We start from the raw sequence: 20,276 nt of genomic DNA, 5'->3' as shown, positions 1-20,276 counted from the left end.
AATGAAAATATAAACAAAATTCTGTTATGAAATATGATATCTTTAATATTAATAAAATATTAAATTTAAACCATATCAAAAAATCTTAAAAAAGGGATAAAATGTATTGGGATGAGAAAGCCGAATGTATGACAAAAGAAGAAAAAGAAAAGATTCAACTTGAAAGACTTAAAAAAACTGTGAAACTCGCATATGAAAATGTTGAATTTTATAAAAAAAGATTTGATGAAATCGGATTGAAGCCAGAGGACATTAAAACTTTAGAAGATATCGAAAAAATTCCATTCACCACAAAAAGCGACTTAAGAGAAGCTTATCCATTAGGTTTACTTGCAGTACCTCGTGAAGAAATTGTAGAGGTACACGCATCTTCCGGAACAACAGGAAAACCAACAGTAACTGCATATACCCAAAATGACTTGGATATTTGGGGAGAATGTATTGCACGCGGTCTTAAAATGGCTGGTGCTGAAAAAGAATACATTATCCAAAATGCTTACGGATACGGCCTATTTACTGGAGGATTTGGTATCCATCACGGAGGAAATAGAATGGGAGCAATTACAATACCGATTTCAGCCGGAAACACCCAAAGACAACTTGACACAATGGTTGATTTCCAAAGTGACATCCTAACATGCACCCCCTCCTATGCAATGTATCTTGGAGAATCAAGAGAAAAGGCCGGAATTTCACTAGAAGACATCAATCTAAAAGCAGGAATTCATGGAGCTGAGATGTGGACTGATGAAATGAGAAAAAGAATCGAAGCATCACTTGGAATTAAAACACATAACATATATGGTTTGACAGAAGTTATGGGTCCTGGTGTTGCTCAAGAATGTGAATTCCAAAATGGCATGCACATCCAAGATGACCATTTTTACCCAGAAATCATTAATCCCGAAACTGGTGAAACCCTCGGATATGGTGAAAAAGGAGAACTCGTATTAACATCCCTAACAAAAACCGGAATGCCTATTTTAAGATTTAGAACAAAAGATTTAACTTCACTCCTTGGTGAAAAATGTGAATGTGGAAGAACAACCGTAAGGATGACTAGAATCACTGGAAGAAGTGACGATATGCTTAAAATCAAAGGCGTGATGGTATTCCCATCACAAATTGAAAAAGCATTGCTTAAAATCAAGGGCATTAGTCCAAACTACATGATTCATGTAACCCGGCCAGATATTTTAGATGAAGTGGAAGTTAAAGTAGAAGCATCCAAAGAGTTATTTTCAGATGAAATGAAAGAAATGGAAAGAGTGGAAAAACAAATCCAAGCTTCAATCAGATCAGAAACCGGTTTAAGAGTGGATGTAACCATCTGTGAACCAGAAACATTACCAAGAAGCGAAGGTAAAGCTATACGCGTAATCGATGAGAGGAATTTTGAATAGGTGATAAAATGACAGTAAAACAAGTTTCAATCTTTGTAGAAAACAAAGAAGGTAGGATAAAAAAAGCTATTGACACATTAGCTAAACAGAACATTAACATTCGTGCGCTTTCAATAGCTGACACTACAAAATACGGAATTTTAAGATTAATTGTTTCCGATAATGCTAAAGCAATAGAAGCACTCGAAAATGATGGTTTCATTGTTAAGGAAAACGAAGTAATTATCTTAGCTGTTCCCGATGAACCTAATGGATTGAATTCCACATTGGCAGTTTTTGATGAAAAAGGAATCAACTTGGAATACCTATATGCATTCGTAAGCAGTAAAACTGATGAAGCTATTGTAGTAATGAGATTGGAAAATATGGAAAAAGCCATCAAAGCACTAAACGACAGCAATGTTAAAATATTAGATGAAAACGATATTAAAGAATTATAGAAAAGATTAATCTCTTTTCTAAAACTTATTTTTTTCAATGCAAAAAGTAAAAAAAAGTAAAGAACAATTAAAATTCTTTAATCATATTAGCTATATCTTCTTTAGAATACCCTAAACGAACAAAAAGACTTTTTAGTGGTTCAGTTTCAGGAATGACACCTAATTCTCTCCAACTTTTGAAGTCATTTTTCATAATCCCATTAATTAAAAGTTGAATAGTGATTAAATCCTCACTTTTAATAGCTATAAATGCATCTTCTTTTTCAAAAACATTATCAGGGTCAATTAAAATAATATTGCCTTTTACATCTCTTTTAACAATTGCATTATCAATTTTGTAAGCCATAATACCACAACTCTTTATCTACTAAAAGATTTATTTTAAATAGTATTTAAATTTTTAACCTTTGATAGATTTGTACCCACTTTCAATAGCTTTTAAGTTCATTTCATGGAATTTTGGTTTTAAATTATTTTTCATTGCATCAATGACAGATTCCTTTGACAATGGAAAATTATCATCAGCAGTGACTGCACCCAACAAAACCATGTTTAAGGCCAGAACGCTTCCCGCTTCAATAGCCAGTTGAGTTCCATCGATTGGGAGAACATATTTGAAGTTTTCCTTTAAAGTTTTGGTTATTCCATCAACGCTAGGATAGGCCTTATCGCTGGAGGAAGGTACAATCGGATGGGTATTAAAGACTATTTTGGTTTCACTGTTTACCTTGTCAATGCCTCTGATTGTTTCGATTGGTTCAAAGGAAAGCAGCATGTCTGCACCATTATTCGGAATGATTGATGAATTGTACCCGCCAATCTTTAACTCGGTTGAAACGGATCCGCCTCTCTGAGACATTCCATGAATTTCACTCATCACCACATCAAATCCTTGATTCATTGCAGCTTCACCGATGATTGTTGAGGTTTTAATAATTCCTTGACCCCCAACTCCACAAATATAAATATTATAATGATTATCCATTTTATCACCTGCCCGCCTGTAGCGCCCCATATTTACAAACCTGAATACAAACATTGCATCCATCACATTGCGCACCATCCAATGTGATTTTTCCATCGATTTTTGAAATTGCCGGACATGCAAGTTCACTTACACATTTGTCACAGTTGTTACAGTTACCTTCAACAAAAGTGACTGGTGGCTTTTTAGCCAATCCTTTGATTAATGTACATGGCGCTTTTGATATGATTACTGCTGTGTCATCCCTTTCGAATGCTTCCTTATAGGTTTTTATAACTTGGTCCAAGTTGAATGGATTTATTACCCTTACATAATCACATCCACAAGCCAAAGCTAGTTTACGAATGGATATTTCGGGAGCCTCATCACCCATACCATCAACTGGAATGCCCGGATTGGGTTGGCCACCGGTCATTGCAGTAATCCTATTGTCCAGAACTGTCAAAACAAAATTATGCTTGTTGTGAACTGCATTTATAAGCGGGGAAATTCCACTGTGGAAAAATGTTGAATCCCCAATAAAGCTTGCTACTTTCTGGTCAGTCGAAACAGAAAATCCGCATCCGTCCCCAACACTGGAACCCATTGAAAGCAAGTAATCAGCGGCATTGTAAGGGGGATTTATTCCCAGTGTATAGCACCCTATGTCGGATGCGAAGATGACATCGCTTGCTTTTAATCCAAGTTCTTCAATAGCCTTGTTTATTCCATAATACATCGCCCTGTGAGGGCATCCTGCACACAAAACAGGTGCACGTGAAGGAATCTCACCGGACAGGTCATTCAAGCTTGATGAATAATTGATTGAAGTGTCTTGCTTGAAGCCCAGTATCTTGTTGAAACCGTCTGCAACAACATCTGAATTAAATTCATGGTAAAGAGGAAATGTTCCATCAAGTTTTCCGTGAACAACAACATTCAATTTATTCTCACCAATAGCGGCCAGAGTGTCCCTTTCAATAATCGGATCAACTTCCTCGACAACGAATACCTCATCCAAATCACTTAAGAATTCAGATACCCTGTCCCTAGGGAAAGGATATGAGAAGCCTAATTTTAAGATATCCATGTTTAAATCATTGAATTTAACAATATCATGAGCATAATTATAAGCGCTGCTTGATGAAATTACACCATACTTTTTATCATCTGCAAAGTTGATTTCCTTGTTTAAATCACTTTTATTGGTGATTTCTTCAAGCTTGTGTATTATGTCCCATAACCTTACATGCATTTCACCGGCAAATGCTGGAACAGGAACGAATTTTGAGGGGTTCTTGTCAAAATGCCCCCTCTTCCAGTGGTTTTCATTATTTGATGAATTATCTTTAACGTCACCAAATTCAACTACCCCCCTCATGTGAGATACACGGGTGGTAGTTCTTACAATTACCGGAAGGCCAAACTGTTCAGATAAATCAAATGCATATTTAACCATATCCTTTACTTCTTGACAGTTGGATGGTTCCAATACAGGAACATTAGCCAATCTCGCATAATTACGTGTGTCCTGTTCATTTTGAGATGAGAAAAGTGAAGGGTCATCGGCAGACAATATTACCATCCCTCCCCTAACGCCTGAATATGCAGTTGTCATGAATGAATCACTAGCAACATTCATACCGACATGTTTCATAAAGGTAAACGAACGTAATCCGGAAGCCGCTGCAGTAGCTGCAACCTCCATTGCCACTTTTTCATTAGTAGAGAATTCGAAATAAATATTGGCCTCTTTAGCTAATACAGATAATACATTTCCAATTTCTGATGATGGAGTTCCAGGATAAGTAGCTGCAATAGAAACTCCCGCTTCTATTATTCCTCTAACAGCAGCTTCATTACCGAGCAAAAATTGTTTTTCGCCTTGAACCCCTGTAACTAATTCTTTTAGATTCATTATATTTTCCTCAAAATTTCAATATATATTATTTAATAATTCAAAGTATAAACATACTTTTATTTCTAACTACTAAATTTAACAAAACAATATAATATAATTTATTGAAATGCATTCATGAATTTTTTTATAAAATCCATCATATTTTCCAGTTAAGAATATTCAAAAAAAGTTATAAAAAAACATTAGGCAATCTTTGATTTACTGCAAAATAGTAAGTATAATATATTTGTTAAACTATAAATATTATATTATAATATTTTATAAACTTACAATATTGGAGGGAAAATGATGATTAAAGTTTATGTTTCAAGGTTCAATAGTGAAATTGACACAAATCCTCACTTGGAGTGTTATGAAATTGAAAAAACACCCCAAATGAAAGTATTGGATGCTCTTCAGGCCATCAACGAGAAATATGATGCCGACATTAGCTTCAGGAGTTCATGTAGGGCAGGCCAATGCGGTTCTTGTGGAATTTTGTTTAATGGGAATGGTGCCCTTGCCTGTCAAAAAGAAATTAAAGATGGAGCAATAATCGAACCTCTTAATTTCCCCGTCATAAAAGATTTGATTGTTGATAAATCAAGTATCGAAGCAAAAGTAAAAGATTTGGAATTATCCCTTCAATGTGACCGCAAATGCAGTGAACTTGACAAATCAATTACAAAAGAAGACACAAAGGACACCAAAAAAGTAAGAAGCTGTATAGAATGTTACTCCTGTCTTTCAACTTGTCCTGTTGTCAATATTGCAACAGAAGAGTTTGGCGGACCTTACTTAATGAGATACATTGATAAATTTGAAACCGACCCGAGAGACAAGTTTGACAGATTAAAGGAAGCATTAGATGAAGGATTGTACAACTGCACCAGCTGTGGCAAATGTCTGGCAGTGTGTCCCAAAAATATCAACACCTTTGGGGATGCAATAGAAAAAATGAGAGCCATTGCAGTTGCAAACGGTTCAGGACCTCTTCCGGAGCATGTGGCATTTAAAGAAAACATTTTAGAAAATGGAAGATCAATTAAGACCGACAAATCATCATTTATCGAAGAGGCTGAAAACAATACTGGCTCCAAAGTTGCTTTCTTTACCGGATGCATGGTCGATTACAAATTCCCTGAAATTGGACATATGCTAGTTGATGTTTTAAAAGAAAATGGAATTGACATTGACGTTCCAGAAGGCCAAGTCTGCTGCGGTTCCCCACTTTTAAGAACCGGCCAGATAGATATAGTGCAGGAACTTGTTGATAAGAATAAGGAAGTTTTCAAGGATTATGATACTGTGATTACCGTTTGTTCAGGCTGTGGAGCCACTTTAAAGAATAATCATCCCGAATTTGGATCCAAATTAAACGTAATGGATGTTAGCGAGTTTCTAGTGGACAAACTCGATGCAAGCAAAATGAAAGAAGTGAATATGACCGTAACCTATCATGACCCATGTCACTTGGGAAGAGGCCAAGGCATCAAAGATGCACCAAGAAAAATTATTGAAATGATTCCAGGTGTGGAATTTGTAGAGATGAAATATCCTTGCCAATGCTGTGGAGCTGGCGGGGGAATAAAATCTGGAAAACCTGAAATTGCGCTTGACTTGTCAAAATCAAAAGCAGAAATGATAAAGGAAACCTGTGCTGAAGTCGTTATTACAATTTGCCCATTCTGTGAATTAAACTTGCAAGATGGTTTGAATGCAATAGGTTGTGATAATATCAAATCTATGCACATTCTTGAATTATTAAAAAAAGCTTATGAATAATTGTAATTAGGAGTTGATTAAGATAGGAGACACTGCTGTAAGCGAAGAAAAAGTTGTGGATACCACTACTTTGGCTTCACCAAAAAATGAGGAATACTCAAAAGCAGAGAAAAAATCAACTTCAACCAAAAAATCAAAATCCAAAACCCAATCCAGAGGGACAGGCAGGCCAAAACTTACAAAAGCCCAGGAAGAAAAAGAGATAAACCAATTTAAGGAAAACATCTACATTGTGTTTGTCGAGTGTGAAACTCCGGGAAATATAGGCTTTCTTGCAAGGACCATGGCAAACTTCGGATTGAAAAACTTGATACTTATAAATCCTCCAAAACTGACCAACGAGGCATACTATCAGGCAACACATGGAAAATACATTGTTGAAAGTGCTAAAATCTACAATACCTTGGATGAATTCTACCAATCCCAAAGGATTGACTTCAAGGTTGCCTCAACCGGCATGGCCGGAGGAAGTTATAACTTAAATAGAATTCCCATCAGACCGGAAGAGCTGGGAAAAACATTGAATGCTTCAAATAAAATAGCAATTTTATTTGGAAGGGAAGGCGACGGACTTTCAAATAAGGAAATCGGAGACTGTGATATATGCGTTTCCATTCCAACAGATCCGACCTATCCGATAATGAACATATCCCATGCGGCGGCAATCATATTCTATGAGCTGTTTAAGAACAGACATGACTATGGCGTTGAGGGCCTGCAGGAAAGCACAGCGCTTGAAAAGGAATATCTGCTGAATGATATGAATGACCTAATCAATAGTCTGGACATTCCTGACCACAAAAAGAAAAATGGCTTGAAAGCATTCAAAAACATCATAAACAGAGCGTTTATTACCGGTAGAGAAGCACATACCCTAAAAGGGATATTAAGACGATTAAAAAATAAATTAGGTGAAGAATGAGACGAATCAGATTTGTTGACATAAGCAGGTTTATCTTGAAATACATCTTCAATTGGAGATTCTGGATAGCTGAAATTACAAAAAAATCAAAGACCTACAGAAAGCTGATTGACAAGATGCTTTTTGAAGATGACGAGATTGTTGTAATCCCAAATACAATCAAAATCAACCAGAAAATCGAATCTGATGGGTCTGAATTCCTGCCGACAGACATTATCAAAGAAGTGATTAAACGCTGCGACGATATAGTAATCATGAACAGCTGCCTTTGCAGAACTTCAAACAACTGCCAGGACTACCCGCAGGATCTTGGCTGCATATTCCTGGGACCTACAAGCAAAAAGATTCCACCTCATGTCGGCAAAAGATCCACTGCCGAAGAGGCACTTGACCAATTGAAGAGAGCTGATGAGGCCGGCTTGAGCCACATTATCGGCAGAAATAAAATAGACACAGTCTGGATGAACATTAAGCCTGGAATAGGCCTTTTAACAATATGCCATTGCTGTCCATGCTGCTGTCTGTGGAAGGTCTATCCGAATCTGGACACTGAAATCAGTGACAAGCTGGAAAGGCTGGATGGCGTTCGAGTGGAACTGCACGAAGAGAACTGCAAGAAATGCAAAAAATGCCTTGATGCCTGCATGTTCCAGGCCATTGACATGAAAAACGGCAGAATAACCATTGACACCGACATCTGCAGAGGATGCGGATTGTGCACCAACAGATGCAAATTCGATGCGATTACAATCGAGTACGATGATGCGACCATTGACAACGTGGTCAATAGAATGGACAATTTATATGAAAAAGAAATATAACGATTATTAAAATAATTTGTGTGAAAATATGGCGATTTTAAGTGACAAGACTATAAGAGAATACTTAAAGGAAGGTAAACTCGGTATTGAACCTTTAAAAGATGAAAAACAGATACAACCATCTTCCGTTGACATGAGATTGGGAGACGAATTCAAAGTATTTAAGGTAATCAGAAAGCCTTACATCGATCCGAAGGATGAAGAGGACATCTCATCCTACATGGAATCAACAACCGTCAAGAAAGGCGATGCATTCATAATACATCCAAATGAATTCGCACTGGCCACCACCCTGGAATACGTCAAGATACCTGATGATTTGGTGGCTAGGGTTGAAGGGCGCTCAAGCATGGGGCGTTTAGGCGTTACAATGCATGTTACAGCAGGCTTTATCGATCCGGGATTTGAGGGAAAGATTACCTTGGAAATCTCAAACATCGGCGCAATGCCTGTTGCACTATACCCCGGACAAAGGGTATGCCAGATAGTGTTTGAAACAATGACCACACCTTCAGAAGTGCCTTATGGACATCCGGACAGAAGCAGCAAATATATGGGACAGACCAGTCCGGAAAGCAGCAGAGTTAAATTAGATTATGAATTGAAAAAAGATTAGGAGTTAATGTTTATGAATCATGACAAAATGACAAATATAAGTGCAAAAAGAGGATTTTTATGGCCATCTTTTGAAATCTACTCAGGAGTATCCGGATTTACTGATTATGGTCCTCTCGGAGCAAGCTTAAAAAATAATATCATGCAAAAATGGAGAAGACAATATGTCTCAGGTGAAGGATTTTATGAAATAGAAGGCCCTACCGTAATGCCTAAAGAGGTTCTAAAAGCATCCGGACATGTCGATAACTTCACAGACCCCATGTGCAAATGTGAAAAGTGTGGGGAAGTATTCAGAGCAGACCACATTATTGAAGAGGTAATTGGCGAAGATGTGGAAAGCCTTGAGAATGAGGAACTTGACCAAATCGTGACCGACAACAATATCGTATGTCCGGAATGCAGTGGAAAATTATCCGATATCTGGAATTATAACTTGATGTTTAAAACCGAAATTGGAGCAAAGGGAGATAAAGTAGGTTATATGAGACCTGAAACTGCTCAAGGAATATTCATTTTATTTAAACGTTTAGAAAGATTCTTTAGAGGAAAACTTCCATTCGGAGTTGTTCAACTTGGAAAAGCTTATAGAAATGAAATTTCACCAAGACAAGGAGTTATCAGGCTCAGGGAATTCACACAGGCTGAAGCTGAAATATTCTTGAATCCTAAAGATAAAACACATCCTAAATTCGCACAAATTGAAAATGAAGTCTTACGCTTAAATTCACAGGAAGTTCAGGAAAATAATTTAGAACCGATAGAAATCACTGCTCGTGAAGCATTAGACAAAGGTATTGTAGCTAATGAAATGCTTATCTACCAATTATACTTAGCACGCAAGTTTTTAACTGAAATTGGAATTCCAGAAGATGCATTAAGGTTCAGACAACACTTAAAAGGAGAGATGGCTCATTATGCCCTTGACTGTTGGGATGTGGAAGCCAATACCGACAAATATGGTTGGATTGAAATTATTGGAATTGCAGATAGGGGAGACTATGATTTATCTTCACATTCCCAGTACAGCAATGATGAATTAAATGTATTTGTGGAATATGACGAACCTAAAAAAGTTCAAAAGACCATTGTAAAACCTAATCTATCCAAATTTGGACCTATATTTAAAGGAGACTCACCTAAAGTAAAACAAGCCATTGAAGATGCTGATCCCGAAGACATTAAAAAAGCACTTGAAAGCGAAGGTAAATTTACAGTCGAACTGGACAAAGTTTATGAAGTAGACAAAGATTTACTTATCTTTGAAGATGTTGAAGAAGAGATTACCGGTGAAAAAATCATTCCACACGTAATTGAACCTTCATTCGGTATTGACCGTATACTTTACACTGTTTTACTGCATTCATTCACTGAAACTGATGACAAGGATTACTTCAAATTTGCAAAATCAGTAGCACCGGTTCAAATTGGAGTATTTCCTCTTGTGAATAAGGAAGGTCCTCGTGAAATCGCTCAAGAATTAACTGAAAACTTGAGAATGGCCGGATTTAGAGTAGAATACGATGCAACCGGAACAATTGGAAAAAGATATGCTAGAGCTGATGAAATTGGTGTTCCTCTTGCCGTTACTGTTGACTTTGATACCCTTGAAGACAACCAGGTAACCGTAAGGGACAGGGACACAGAAGCTCAAGAAAGAATTCCAATTGCCGAGCTTGCCGGATATTTAGAAAAATATTATAAATGAGTTTAAAACTCATTTATTATCCCTTTTAAAATTTTTAAACAGATTATATGCCCATGTGATGGAATCGCGATTTTTAGAAATCAATAATCTATTCTGATCAAAATTACCATCATCCTTAAACAATCCTAAAATCATTACATTATCAGTTACAATCAATAGGAAGTTGATGTTTTTATTATATGATGATAAATTTTTTATATTTGACTTCTCTTCAAAAATATGTGAAATATTTCGAGAAACAATAGCCTCTACACTTTTTTTAGACTTGACAAGTTTATTCAACTGCTTGTTGAAGTTTTCATAGTAAAATGGTAAAATGCACTTCACGCAATTCGCTTTGGATAGGGCATCTTCAATATAGTTATAAGTCCTGTATGCATCAATGTCTCCTGACTCTATCAGACTTGTCTGGCCTAAAAGATATAACTCAGCAATTGAATCATTAGGAATCATATCAACCAGATGCTTGTCCAGTATGTTAAAGAATTTTGAAATCACATCCATAATTTCATTCAGCTCCAAAATATTTTCAATTTCGATTCTCATGGAATTGGATAAGTAATATTTACTGGATTCCCTGTAAACAAAGCCATTCAATTCCAGATTATGCATTGTGCTGGATACTGAGCTATAACTCAATCCTGTTTCTTCAGTCAATTCTTTCATATTTTTAGGGCATTCGTATAAAGTAGCTAATATTTTCAACCTTGATAAGGAGTTTGTCAAATATTTTACATCCTTTGAAATAGATTCATAGTCTTTTAGATAATTATTGTTGTTTTCGTCCACGGTAAATCACCTGATAGTATTACTTATTATAGTAATTAGTATTACTAAAGATATATAATCTCTTGAAGTGAACAAATGCAGAAAATAACATGTGCAAAAACTATAAAAACAAATAAATTTTGCCCATATTTTTTTAAACCAGAATAAACAAATCAAATATTAACTAAAAATTCAAAATGGGATAAATATGATTGATACACATATGCATGCAGATTCAAGAAGTGGAGAGGATTTTGAGAAAATGTATCTTGCAGGAATAGACACTGCAATAACATGCAGTTTCTACCCTTACAGAATAGAGCATGAAATGATTCTTCTAAACCACCTGAACAGAATTCTGGAATTCGATACTAAAAGAGCTAGAGAACACGGGCTTGATTTGAAAGTAGCTCTTGGCATTCATCCGGCAAACACAAATATCCAACCGGACATCATTTTTGAAAACCTTTACCAATGGATTGAAAGCAAATCGATTGTGGCCATTGGTGAAATCGGGCTTGAGGATTTGACTGAAAGCGAAATCGACATATTCAAAAGACAGCTGGACATTGCCGATGAGACAAACTCAAAAGTGATTATCCACACTCCAAGAAAAAACAAAAGTGAAGTTTTAAAAGAGATTATGAATATTGTTCCAGAGCATTTGGACGAATCACAAGCTGTCATTGACCATATCAATCCAAATGTTATTGGAGATGCGGTTGATTCAGATTACATGTTAGGCCTAACAGTTCAGCCCCAGAAAATGGAAAAGGAAGATGCAATATCCATTTTGGACGAATACGGCTTTGATAGATTTTTATTGAACAGCGACATTAGTAACAAACCATCCGATCCCCTTTCAGTGGCAAAAACCATTCGTGAGCTTCAAAGGATTGGATACAGTGAAATTGAAGTCAATAAGGTATCCCATGAAAACGCTGAAAAATTCTTTAAATTAGGCACAATTTAAATACAATTAATAATTAAATAATACCATGGAAACAAATAAGATTACAATTATAGGATTGGTTATAATCATTGCAGTGCTACTTGTCTTGATTTGTTTGACCGTAATTCCCACCATGCAAAAAGAAGATTGCAACATAGAGATTACTAGCTCCGAATTACTAAAAGATAATGAAAATTTAACCGTCAAACTAAGTGACTCAAAAAACAATCCCCTCACCAATAAAAGCATTAGAATTTCATTAAACAATTCAGAAAACTCTCAAGAATATGCTGTTAAAACAGATTCTAACGGAATAGCCACATTAACACTATCTGAAGACAATGTCGGATTATATAATGTAACTTGCACCTTCGAAGGGGACGACACATACAGAGAAAGCTCCACTTCCAAGGAGATTACCATTGAAAAGAGTGTTGTGCAAGCAACAGAATCCACAAGCGCCGAAAATCCAATTGAATCCAACAGACCTAAAAATGACCCGAATTATAAAGGATACACTCCAAACCATGAAAGTGAAGTGGTTAACGGTTGGAATCCCGCTGACCACGAAACATATCGTGAACGCATGGATGATGGAACTGTGAAAATCCACTACGATGATGACTACTTCAGGCTTGTTGATGAAAATGGATATGTAATAACTTACGGTTATGGAGGATAGAATCCATAGCCTTTTTTATTTTTAAAAACAATAGTAATATTAATGATTGAAAAAATACCGATTCCCATTTGCGGGTTAATTCTTGCACTATTTTCACTTGGAAATCTATTAAATGATATCCATCCTTATTTAAAAGTGATATGTGGATTGACAGCGGGAATTTTTCTTGTCTTAATCTTATCCAAACTAATCTTATATCCCGACAGCATTAGAGAAGATTTCAAAAATCCAGTCATTGTAAGTAATTCCGGTACTTTTTCCATGAGTTTGATGATATTATCTACATATCTTGCATCTTTTGTGCCAGGTATTGCATATGGTGTTTGGATATTGGGTGTAGCTTTGCATATTTTGCTAATAATTTACTTTACCTATCATTTTATCATACGTTACTTTGATATTTTGACAGTCTATCCTAGCTACTGGATAGTCTATATCGGAATCACCATGGGTGCAATAACCGCACATGCACACAATCTTGACGAAATCGGATTTATATTCTTTCTAGTCGGATTTATTGCAATGATAATAACATTGCCTCTTGTAGTTTATAGATATCTAAAATATAGCGATATCCCTGATGCGAATAAACCGCTGATATGTATTTTCACAGCAGTCCTGAGCATATTGATTGTAGGGTATGTCAATTCATATAATGCAATATCAGTTGAGTTTTTAGAAGGGATGTATGTATTTGCATGCATATTTTACATGTTTGCACTAGTTAAATTGATGGAATACAGAAATCTTGATTTTTATCCAAGCTTTTCCGCATTCACATTTCCATTTGTAATAAGTGCCCTTGCAACAAAGGGAGTGATTTCAAAAATAGGTTCGAATATAGTTTTAAATAGTATCTTAACTGTACAAACAATCATAGCGATAGCTGCAGTGGGGTATGTAATTGTAAAATATGTAAAATTTTTAAGTAGAGATGAGTCCACTTAACTTTTTTTAATTAGTTTAACTTTTTTAGGGGAAAGGATAATCAAATTTCTTTCATCACATTGTGAAAGCAATAATGCTTGAGTGTCATATTTTTCCCTTAATATTCTAACTTTTTCACCAGCCAATTTGAAGTTAGCAGGGCTTTCCCTCTCCAAGAAAGATAAATCTATAATTACCGGATTTTTCTCTTCAAGGATTTGGTCAATCACATAGTTAACATCATCAATGGATTTTGGCCTAATTAGAACAATTTCATAAAATGAATGGTCAGGAATAATTACATAATCATCATAATCATCATCATATTCATCATAAATTGGTGTAGGTCTGGGCATTGATTCCGGATTAGGATTGATTTGAGGATCTATATCATCATTCTGTTGGGGCCTTTCATACTGAGGCCTATACTGGGATGAATCACTTCTCAGATTATTGATTTCTCTTTTAAACTCATCACCAAGTCCATGCAAAATATTTGAAAAACCGCCTTCACCACCCTTCTTATTGTTGGATGGAGTTTCTTCAAAACCTAAACTTCTTTTTAATGTATCTGTAAAGCCCATTTAAATTACTCCTCTAAATATTCAATTATGGCATCTAACAATTTAGATGCACCATTATTATAAACATCCTCTGCAGGCAATCCAAACTCTGATTCAAAAGATTGAATTGTCATATCAGCATCCGCATTCTTAAGATTAATGGATAAACCAACAACTTTTGTAGGTTCGACTGCTTCAATAGCCTTAATTTCTTCAGCAATGCCTTTTGGTTCTCTGTAAGGGTGATTTGGCCTGTGTCCAACAATAACTGCATCCGGAGCACATCCGATTAGAATACCCGCGGACAATCCCCTAGGGTGAGGGTTTCCATCTTCAGTTAAGCTAGACTGGCCTTCAACGAAAATAATATCTGGGTTTTTGTTGTCTTCCACATATTTAATAGCGGACAATACGGCAGCTGGAACATCCATAGCAGATAAACTTCCAGCTCTAAAGTTAAAATCAGTCGGTTCTTCCAATCCCATTTCATCAGTTGATATGATTGCAGGAGTTAAGCCTCGTTCCATAGAAGCCAAACCTAATTTTTTGGTTGTTGTCCTTTTACCGCATTCCTGAGAAGTCCCTCCCACGAATATTACCGGAGCCTTAGGAATATAGGATATTTTTGGTAAAACTTCACATGATTTTTCAGGAGCTATGCCTGCTATCCTTTCAACAACATCCAATCTCGGACCAATCTCTTTGATTACAACATTTTTTGAATCTGCAAACTTCTTTAATGATGAATTCTCACCAATTGACAAAGACCTGAATGAAGTGATAACATTTAATCCTGCATCAATGGCTTGAACCGCATATTTTAGTGCTGCCCCCTCAGCACCAATCGGCAACATGATGACCAGGGATTTGGCTTCTGGCGCACCTTCCAGACACTCCTCCAAGCTACATGCAACAGTATGACCACAGAATTCATTTCCCTGTTTTTTAACATTATCATCAATGAACCCAACAGCTTCAACGCCTTCCAAATTAGAGAATTTTTCTCCTCCGCCGCCACAACCAACTACAATGAACGGATTTAAATCTTGAATTTCTTTAACTGATTTTACTGAATACAACAATTTCACCCCTATAACTTATAATTTATAATTATCCCTGTAATTTATTATCCTACTATTTTTGAAAAAATCATAAAAATAATATTATATTATTAAATATAATTTTTCATATTAATAAATGTAAATGTTTAAAGACTAATAATTAATAAATATAATATTGATAAAAAAAATTAAATGGAGACCAATAGCATGAGAAAACCCTATGTTATTTTGATTGGAAGTGCATCAGGAATTGGAAAATCAACAATAGCCGCAGAACTAGCCAAACAACTCAATATAAAGCATTTAATAGAAAGTGACTTTATTAGAGCTGTCGTTCGTGGCATAATAGGTAAGGAATATGCACCAGCACTCCATAGTTCCTCTTACGATGCATATAAACACTTGAGAAACAAGAATCGTTATGAAGATTATGAAGACTTAGTTTCAGCAGGGTTTGATGAACATGCATCCTATGTAATTCCCGCTTTGGAAAAAATTATTCAACGGGCAATTACTGATTATGATGACATCATTATTGAAGGAGTTCATCTAGTTCCAGGATTAATCGATACGGAACAATTTGATGAATATGCCAACATATATTTCTTCATATTAAGTTCCGATGAAGAATCACACAAGGAAAGGTTTGTCAAAAGGGCTATTCAGATTCAAAGGGGTGGAAAACAACTGGATTTCTTTAAAGAAAATAGAATCATCCATAACCACCTATTAAAGCAGGCAGAAAAAAATGATGTTGACATCATAAAAGCCGAATCCATTGACAAAACCCTGGACAATATCTTAGCAATTATCAATAAGGCCTGCGCAACAATTAAATTAACTAATTCTGTTGATGAACTTGAAGATGTTATAAACATCATTATTAAAGAGAATAATGGGTCTCTTGAGAAAGTAACATATAATATCCCAGGATTTAAGGAACCGCTAGTTAGAAACATTAGTGTAAGCGATGCTGATTCTGCAGAGCAATTTATAAAAAACATTAATGAGGATGAAGACAAAAAGGAATACTTAACCAAATTATATGATTTGTCAGATTATAGAAATACGTCCATTTGTGCTTCAAATCAGGAAAAATTAGATAAAATTATTAATGAATTAAAAGAGAAAGGATATGTTTTAAATGAGTGAAAAAGAATTGGCTGAAATGATTATCAAATGCCCCGCATGTGGAATTGAAGGAGTTGCAAAATCCATAATGAAGGAACTTGAAATACCTCATTTTGGTAAAGTTTTAGAAACAACACTACTATGCCCCTCCTGCGGATTTAGACACAGCGATGTTATTGCACTTGAACAGAATGACCCCGCCAAATATGTTTTGGAAATAAATAAAAACAATTTATCCATCCGCGTTGTAAGATCACAATCTGCAACCGTCATGATTCCGGAAGTTGGCGTTAAAGTGGAACCTGGACCAAAATCCGAAGGGTACGTGACCAATGTTGAAGGGGTATTGACACGTTTTGAAAGTGCCGTTGAAAAAGCGCTTAATTTATTCGACGATAAAGAGTCACAGGTTAATGCCAAAAGGACATTAGCAGAAATTCAGGAGTTGAAAAAAGGAAATGGAACTGCAACACTGATTATTCTTGATCCTTTTGGACAAAGCAATATTGTCAGCGAAAAAGTGGAAATACTTGAAATCCCCGAAGAGGAATTGCGTGAATTGAAAACAGGTTTCAGCAATCTTGACGGCTAAAAAAATAATTTTATTTTTAATCTTCAGACAAATCCAGCCCGATTAGTCTCAACTTTGTTCTTTCCATTATTATTTATCAAATTAATTTTAAAAAAAATAAAGTAATAAGAGTTATTAATTAAAATAACTCAAATGTTTTCTGTTTGAGAATGGGAAAATTATTCTTCTTCCTCTTCCTCATCAAGATTTGCTGAAAAGTTTGTAAAGCTGTCTTCTTCAACAACATCTTTTAATTTTAAAGTTTTTTGAACATCCATAGCTAATGCATTACAATCTGCTTTGATAGCTTCTAAATGTAATAAAATTCTTTCTTTTTCTTGGTTAATCCTTTCGATGTTAGTGTATGGGTAAGTAGATTCCTTAAGCATTTCATATTCGATTGTAGTGTAAGGATAATCATTTAATTGCTTACATACATTTTTTAAAACATCGCCTAAAAATTTGTTCATTTCAACTTTTACTCTTTCCCTAATCATCTTGTCATCATCTAAGTTTTCCTTCATTAAACGGACAACTTCAGCTTTAGCGAAAGGTAATTTTTCTTCATCTTCGTCTATAAATTCTTCGTCTGTAATTTCATCTTCAGGCATAATAACATCTCATTCGATTATGTAAGAATATTGACCATATCTGCAATTTTTTATAAAAAATTAACAGTACATCAATATCTACATGAATATTTATCGGAAGTTATATATAAATGTATTGCTTAAATTGAAGAATTGGAGCAGTATTCAAGTAGTTTATAGTGCAACTTATAAAATAATTATAGGAAAAATTAATAATTTTGATACTTACAAAATTTTGAAAAATCGATTTAAAAAAATAAAAAATAGTAGCATTAAAGCTACTTTAAATTATCTTTTCTTTGAGAAATTGCCTCCCAAAAATATCATTGAAAACACAACAGAAATCAGTAAAACAACAAATGGATTTCCAGTAACATGCATTTCAGGCAAATAACTATTAAGTTCATCCAAATTGCTATTTTGAGTTGTATCATCATTAGGTTTTTTAGAGATTTCATCAGTTTCAGACACATTAACATCAACAGTGGCATTGTTGTTGTCCAGATTGTAATCAAATGTATCGCTTGTTGCAGACACCATATTCTTAACGATTCCTGCGCCTGAAGCCATTGCCCTAATATGCAGCTCAGCAGATTCTCCATCATCCAATGCATCAATTTTCCACACTTGGTCTTGCTCATCATAAATCCCTTTTGTAGCTTTAAATGATTTTAAAATTAATGAAGAGTCTAGAATTTCACTAACCTTAACATTTCGAGCTTCATCAGGACCATTATTAGCAATTTTAATGGAATAATCAATAGCATCACCAACCTTGTAGTAATATTTAGAAACTGTTTTAGTGATTGACAAATCACTGGCCGGAGCAACATTAATAAGCTCATCATCTTCATTATTTTCAGGATGAGGATCAGTTTCATCACCATTTACAACAACAACATTTCTAAATATGCCTGTTGAGGTTACACGACATATTATATCTAATTCTCTAGCATCATTAACCCCTAAATTACCGACAAACCAATCTCCATTTTCATCAATATATTCGCTAGATTCAACTAATTCCAATCCATTAGGCATGATATCCCTAACAACAACTCCAGTTGCACTGTTCGGGCCATTATTTGAAACAATAATATACCATTTGATTAAATCCAAATAATTTGGATTTGAATTATTAACTATTTTTACAACTGACAAATCAGTTAATGGATAAACGGTGATTGTTTCACTATCCTCATTATTGGATTTGTTTCTATCAACTTCAGATGAATTAGCAAATGCATTATTGGCAATATCACCCAATTTATTTGCAATGCAAGTGATGTTTAAATATTCTGTGTGTTTATTGTTTAGACGACCTATATTCCATGTAACACCATCAAATGTACCAATTGTGCTTGTATAACCTGAATATATTAATCCTTCATCCAATAAATCATATAAAACAACATTTGTTGCATCATCAGGACCATTATTTCTAATGGAAATTAACCAAGTGATTGTTTCGCCAAAGAAAGGACTGTCATTAGACACCTCTTTAACAACTTCCAAATCAACAGTCAATGGAACATCAATTGATTCCTTATCTTTGTTGTTAGATAGGTTTAAATCAACTTCTTCTGCAGTAATTGAAGCTACATTAGTGATTTTACCAGTTCTATTAACTATGCAGGTAATCTCCAATATTTGCTCTTCACCTTTTTCCAAGCAGCATACTTCCCATATTCCATTATCATAAATGCCTTTGCTTGCATTTACATAGGTCAATATTAAACCATTTGGTATAATATCCTTAACGGATACGGATGTTGCTTTATCAGGTCCATTATTTTTGGCTATAACAGTCCATTTAATGGTATCCCAATAGTTAGGGTTTGAATTGTTAACCAGCTTTACAACACTGACATCTGCAGTTTTTGCAACATCAATGCTTGCACTATCCTTGTTGTTTGATGGATTATAGTCAAATTCACGGCCGCTTACGGAAGCATTATTCTGAGTAAATCCTGTTTCATTGACCAAGGTGACTATGTTTAGCCTAACAGATCCGTTACTATCAAGCTCACCAATTGTCCATTTACCGGTAACATGATTGTATTTTCCGTTAGCATCATCGCTCTTCCAGACTACAGATTCAGGAAGCAAATCCCTCAATACAACACCATGAGCAATATCCGGACCATTATTTCGAACTAGAATACTCCAAGTGATGTAATCATTGTAATTTGGATTTGAAACATTCACTGCCTTAATTACTTCTAAATCACAGGCAGGATTGATGTAAACAGATGCATCATCCCTGTTGTTTGACAAATCATAGTCATACTGATTACCCTTAACAGATGCGACATTGACAATAGTTCCGGTTTTATTAACTCTACAGATTATTTTATAGGTCAATCTTTCGCCAACAGCCAACTTGCCAACCTTAATGACACCATTGGAATATGTTCCCCTCGGCAATACTGAATTAACATAAACAAGACCATCAGGCAACACATCAGTGACC

The 20,276-nt window shown here is 35.3% G+C and carries 20 protein-coding genes; 12 read left to right on the top strand and 8 right to left on the bottom strand.

Annotation, left to right across the window (positions count from 1 at the left end):
* Positions 1–101: 101 nt before the first annotated feature.
* The gene (locus ACKI4K_RS00390) at positions 102–1,403 is read left to right on the top strand and encodes a phenylacetate--CoA ligase family protein (protein WP_407421157.1); all 1,302 of its coding nucleotides are present in this window, start codon (positions 102–104) and stop codon (positions 1,401–1,403) included.
* 8 nt (positions 1,404–1,411) lie between these two features.
* Positions 1,412–1,843, top strand: coding sequence for an amino acid-binding protein (locus ACKI4K_RS00385; RefSeq protein ID WP_407421155.1), 432 nt, complete (start codon positions 1,412–1,414; stop codon positions 1,841–1,843).
* A 67-nt stretch (positions 1,844–1,910) separates the two neighbouring features.
* Here the strand turns inward: ACKI4K_RS00385 and ACKI4K_RS00380 are convergent, their stop codons facing one another.
* Genes ACKI4K_RS00380 through iorA form a run of 3 tightly spaced genes read right to left on the bottom strand, consistent with a single transcriptional unit; the run spans position 1,911 to position 4,725 of the window.
* Entirely contained in the window at positions 1,911–2,189 is a 279-nt protein-coding gene (locus tag ACKI4K_RS00380) for a hypothetical protein (RefSeq protein ID WP_407421153.1), read from the bottom strand.
* 54 nt (positions 2,190–2,243) lie between these two features.
* The gene (locus tag ACKI4K_RS00375) at positions 2,244–2,828 is read right to left on the bottom strand and encodes an indolepyruvate oxidoreductase subunit beta (protein ID WP_407421151.1); all 585 of its coding nucleotides are present in this window, start codon (positions 2,826–2,828) and stop codon (positions 2,244–2,246) included.
* 4 nt (positions 2,829–2,832) lie between these two features.
* Positions 2,833–4,725, bottom strand: a complete 1,893-nt coding sequence (iorA, locus tag ACKI4K_RS00370; RefSeq protein WP_407421149.1) for an indolepyruvate ferredoxin oxidoreductase subunit alpha — start codon at positions 4,723–4,725, stop codon at positions 2,833–2,835.
* A 291-nt stretch (positions 4,726–5,016) separates the two neighbouring features.
* Between iorA and tfrB the strand changes: the two genes are divergently transcribed.
* Genes tfrB through glyS form a run of 5 tightly spaced genes read left to right on the top strand, consistent with a single transcriptional unit; the run spans position 5,017 to position 10,558 of the window.
* Positions 5,017–6,492, top strand: a complete 1,476-nt coding sequence (gene tfrB, locus ACKI4K_RS00365; RefSeq protein WP_407421159.1) for a fumarate reductase (CoM/CoB) subunit TfrB — start codon at positions 5,017–5,019, stop codon at positions 6,490–6,492.
* 13 nt (positions 6,493–6,505) lie between these two features.
* Positions 6,506–7,414, top strand: coding sequence for a TrmJ/YjtD family RNA methyltransferase (locus ACKI4K_RS00360; protein ID WP_407421147.1), 909 nt, complete (start codon positions 6,506–6,508; stop codon positions 7,412–7,414).
* Positions 7,411–8,235, top strand: coding sequence for a 4Fe-4S binding protein (locus ACKI4K_RS00355; RefSeq protein ID WP_407421145.1), 825 nt, complete (start codon positions 7,411–7,413; stop codon positions 8,233–8,235). Before ACKI4K_RS00360 ends, ACKI4K_RS00355 begins: the two co-directional genes overlap by 4 nt.
* Positions 8,236–8,263: 28 nt before the next feature.
* Complete coding sequence (gene dcd / locus ACKI4K_RS00350; protein ID WP_407421143.1) at positions 8,264–8,851, top strand: dCTP deaminase; 588 nt, start codon at positions 8,264–8,266, stop codon at positions 8,849–8,851.
* 12 nt (positions 8,852–8,863) lie between these two features.
* The gene (glyS, locus tag ACKI4K_RS00345) at positions 8,864–10,558 is read left to right on the top strand and encodes a glycine--tRNA ligase (RefSeq protein ID WP_407421141.1); all 1,695 of its coding nucleotides are present in this window, start codon (positions 8,864–8,866) and stop codon (positions 10,556–10,558) included.
* Between the two features lie 9 nt (positions 10,559–10,567).
* Here the strand turns inward: glyS and ACKI4K_RS00340 are convergent, their stop codons facing one another.
* Positions 10,568–11,347, bottom strand: a complete 780-nt coding sequence (locus ACKI4K_RS00340; RefSeq protein ID WP_407421139.1) for a helix-turn-helix transcriptional regulator — start codon at positions 11,345–11,347, stop codon at positions 10,568–10,570.
* A gap of 187 nt (positions 11,348–11,534) precedes the next feature.
* On the opposite strand from ACKI4K_RS00340, the gene ACKI4K_RS00335 reads away from it, so the two are divergent.
* The 3 genes from ACKI4K_RS00335 to ACKI4K_RS00325 are packed head-to-tail and all read left to right on the top strand — an operon-like array spanning position 11,535 to position 13,908.
* Positions 11,535–12,299 (top strand): TatD family hydrolase, encoded by a 765-nt coding sequence (locus ACKI4K_RS00335; RefSeq protein WP_407421137.1) that lies wholly within the window; start codon positions 11,535–11,537, stop codon positions 12,297–12,299.
* 25 nt (positions 12,300–12,324) lie between these two features.
* Positions 12,325–12,960 (top strand): Ig-like domain-containing protein, encoded by a 636-nt coding sequence (locus tag ACKI4K_RS00330; protein WP_407421135.1) that lies wholly within the window; start codon positions 12,325–12,327, stop codon positions 12,958–12,960.
* 42 nt (positions 12,961–13,002) lie between these two features.
* Positions 13,003–13,908, top strand: coding sequence for a TDT family transporter (locus ACKI4K_RS00325; protein WP_407421133.1), 906 nt, complete (start codon positions 13,003–13,005; stop codon positions 13,906–13,908).
* Here ACKI4K_RS00325 and ACKI4K_RS00320 read toward each other — a convergent pair.
* On the bottom strand, positions 13,905–14,471 hold the full coding sequence (locus ACKI4K_RS00320; protein WP_407421131.1) for a cell division protein SepF: 567 nt from the start codon (positions 14,469–14,471) through the stop codon (positions 13,905–13,907). The two genes, ACKI4K_RS00325 and ACKI4K_RS00320, sit on opposite strands and share 4 nt — an antisense overlap.
* A gap of 5 nt (positions 14,472–14,476) precedes the next feature.
* On the bottom strand, positions 14,477–15,529 hold the full coding sequence (locus tag ACKI4K_RS00315) for a DUF1611 domain-containing protein (RefSeq protein ID WP_407421129.1): 1,053 nt from the start codon (positions 15,527–15,529) through the stop codon (positions 14,477–14,479).
* Between the two features lie 189 nt (positions 15,530–15,718).
* Between ACKI4K_RS00315 and ACKI4K_RS00310 the strand changes: the two genes are divergently transcribed.
* Complete coding sequence (locus tag ACKI4K_RS00310; RefSeq protein WP_407421127.1) at positions 15,719–16,663, top strand: 3H domain-containing protein; 945 nt, start codon at positions 15,719–15,721, stop codon at positions 16,661–16,663.
* Positions 16,656–17,234 (top strand): ZPR1 zinc finger domain-containing protein, encoded by a 579-nt coding sequence (locus ACKI4K_RS00305; protein ID WP_407421125.1) that lies wholly within the window; start codon positions 16,656–16,658, stop codon positions 17,232–17,234. Before ACKI4K_RS00310 ends, ACKI4K_RS00305 begins: the two co-directional genes overlap by 8 nt.
* Before the next feature lie 158 nt (positions 17,235–17,392).
* Here the strand turns inward: ACKI4K_RS00305 and ACKI4K_RS00300 are convergent, their stop codons facing one another.
* Both ACKI4K_RS00300 and ACKI4K_RS00295 read right to left on the bottom strand, forming a co-directional pair.
* On the bottom strand, positions 17,393–17,824 hold the full coding sequence (locus ACKI4K_RS00300; protein WP_407421123.1) for a hypothetical protein: 432 nt from the start codon (positions 17,822–17,824) through the stop codon (positions 17,393–17,395).
* Positions 17,825–18,091: 267 nt separating this feature from the next.
* Positions 18,092–20,276, bottom strand: a 2,185-nt coding sequence (locus ACKI4K_RS00295) for a DUF11 domain-containing protein (RefSeq protein ID WP_407421121.1), incomplete at its 5' end; no start/stop codon positions are given.

Source organism: Methanobrevibacter sp. (assembly GCF_045644645.1).
Taxonomy (GTDB): domain Archaea; phylum Methanobacteriota; class Methanobacteria; order Methanobacteriales; family Methanobacteriaceae; genus Methanocatella.
Note: the sequence above shows the minus strand (reverse complement) of the source record. Positions and strands in the feature narration are given on the sequence as shown.

Bases quoted from the DNA above. Each gene is read 5' to 3' on its own strand.
- ACKI4K_RS00390 (WP_407421157.1), top strand. From the start codon at position 102: ATGTATTGGGATGAGAAAGCCGAATGTATGACAAAAGAAGAAAAAGAA.
- ACKI4K_RS00385 (WP_407421155.1), top strand. From the start codon at position 1,412: ATGACAGTAAAACAAGTTTCAATCTTTGTAGAAAACAAAGAAGGTAGG.
- ACKI4K_RS00380 (WP_407421153.1), bottom strand. From the start codon at position 2,189: ATGGCTTACAAAATTGATAATGCAATTGTTAAAAGAGATGTAAAAGGC.
- ACKI4K_RS00375 (WP_407421151.1), bottom strand. From the start codon at position 2,828: ATGGATAATCATTATAATATTTATATTTGTGGAGTTGGGGGTCAAGGA.
- iorA (WP_407421149.1), bottom strand. From the start codon at position 4,725: ATGAATCTAAAAGAATTAGTTACAGGGGTTCAAGGCGAAAAACAATTT.
- tfrB (WP_407421159.1), top strand. From the start codon at position 5,017: ATGATTAAAGTTTATGTTTCAAGGTTCAATAGTGAAATTGACACAAAT.
- ACKI4K_RS00355 (WP_407421145.1), top strand. From the start codon at position 7,411: ATGAGACGAATCAGATTTGTTGACATAAGCAGGTTTATCTTGAAATAC.
- dcd (WP_407421143.1), top strand. From the start codon at position 8,264: ATGGCGATTTTAAGTGACAAGACTATAAGAGAATACTTAAAGGAAGGT.
- glyS (WP_407421141.1), top strand. From the start codon at position 8,864: ATGAATCATGACAAAATGACAAATATAAGTGCAAAAAGAGGATTTTTA.
- ACKI4K_RS00335 (WP_407421137.1), top strand. From the start codon at position 11,535: ATGATTGATACACATATGCATGCAGATTCAAGAAGTGGAGAGGATTTT.
- ACKI4K_RS00330 (WP_407421135.1), top strand. From the start codon at position 12,325: ATGGAAACAAATAAGATTACAATTATAGGATTGGTTATAATCATTGCA.
- ACKI4K_RS00325 (WP_407421133.1), top strand. From the start codon at position 13,003: ATGATTGAAAAAATACCGATTCCCATTTGCGGGTTAATTCTTGCACTA.
- ACKI4K_RS00320 (WP_407421131.1), bottom strand. From the start codon at position 14,471: ATGGGCTTTACAGATACATTAAAAAGAAGTTTAGGTTTTGAAGAAACT.
- ACKI4K_RS00310 (WP_407421127.1), top strand. From the start codon at position 15,719: ATGAGAAAACCCTATGTTATTTTGATTGGAAGTGCATCAGGAATTGGA.
- ACKI4K_RS00305 (WP_407421125.1), top strand. From the start codon at position 16,656: ATGAGTGAAAAAGAATTGGCTGAAATGATTATCAAATGCCCCGCATGT.
- ACKI4K_RS00300 (WP_407421123.1), bottom strand. From the start codon at position 17,824: ATGCCTGAAGATGAAATTACAGACGAAGAATTTATAGACGAAGATGAA.